Source organism: Oceanospirillum sediminis (assembly GCF_014164585.1).
GTDB classification, from domain to species: Bacteria; Pseudomonadota; Gammaproteobacteria; order Pseudomonadales; family Halomonadaceae; genus Oceanospirillum; species Oceanospirillum sediminis.
In genome coordinates this window covers 1-327 of the sequence record NZ_JACJFM010000296.1, presented here as the reverse complement: position 1 = coordinate 327, position 327 = coordinate 1, and the positions used below count along the sequence as shown (strand labels likewise).

At 35.8% G+C, this 327-nt stretch carries 1 protein-coding gene; it reads left to right on the top strand.

Annotated elements, in window-relative coordinates:
* Positions 1-29: 29 nt before the first annotated feature.
* A partial coding sequence (locus H4O21_RS28745) for a hypothetical protein (RefSeq protein WP_182812696.1) occupies positions 30-327 on the top strand: 298 nt, incomplete at its 3' end.

Here is a 327-nt window from a genome sequence, read left to right as displayed (position 1 = left end):
CAGGTGTAGACCCATCTGATGGTGCTCCAATGTGGTATCAATACTATGATGATGCTAATAATAATGGAATTTTTGATTCAGGTGAGGATGACTTTTCTATTGATGATGGAAATGGTGGTGATGCAAATTCATCAGGAACACTTTATGAATACAGACAGTTGAGTTCTGATGCAAACATCAAAAGAACCATTACAAAAACTTGGGGGAATGCTACCCAGGTGTTTAATGATAAATCGTTTATACCAGATGTAAGAGGTGCTTTTAGAATAACAGGGAAAATCAAAAGTTTCGACTTTTCTACACAATTTACCTATAGTTTAGGAGGAT